The sequence below is a fragment of the Telluria sp. AZSoR62 genome (genome assembly GCF_058111565.1).
This window is the reverse complement of record NZ_JBYTST010000139.1, coordinates 1-368: the sequence shown is the minus strand read 5'-3', so window position 1 is coordinate 368 and position 368 is coordinate 1. Positions and strand designations below refer to the sequence as shown.

Below are 368 nucleotides of genomic sequence, written 5' to 3'. Positions count from 1 at the left end.
GATCGGAAGGAGCAGACTCCTGGGGCGATGTTGTCGCGGCAGGTTGAAGGGTTGAAGGCAATGCTTCAGGCAGTGGGAGTTTCTTCGTGAGTTCTAAATCGGTAGATACAGTGAACAGTGACTACCGTAAGGAGGGTGGCTGTGGCGAAGGCTGACAAGGACGGGATCATCCGGGATCGCCGGACCGGGATCGTGCTGGCGCGTAAGGACCGGCATCCGCTTGCGGACCTGTTCAAGGACATTCCGATGGGGGAGGGGCTACCCGGTTTGCATATGGGTTTGCCGGAGGTGGAGCACCTGTTGGCGATCCATGTGTTCGATAACCTCGGCTGCTCGCCGCCACAGGAGCCGTTGTACAAAGCGGTTCC

Annotated in this window: 1 protein-coding gene; it reads left to right on the top strand. The window is 59.0% G+C overall.

The genetic code is table 11. The annotated features are described in order from the left end of the window. Positions 1–141: 141 nt before the first annotated feature. On the top strand, positions 142–368 hold a 227-nt coding region (locus AC3XQU_RS23245), incomplete at its 3' end, for a hypothetical protein (protein ID WP_489876517.1).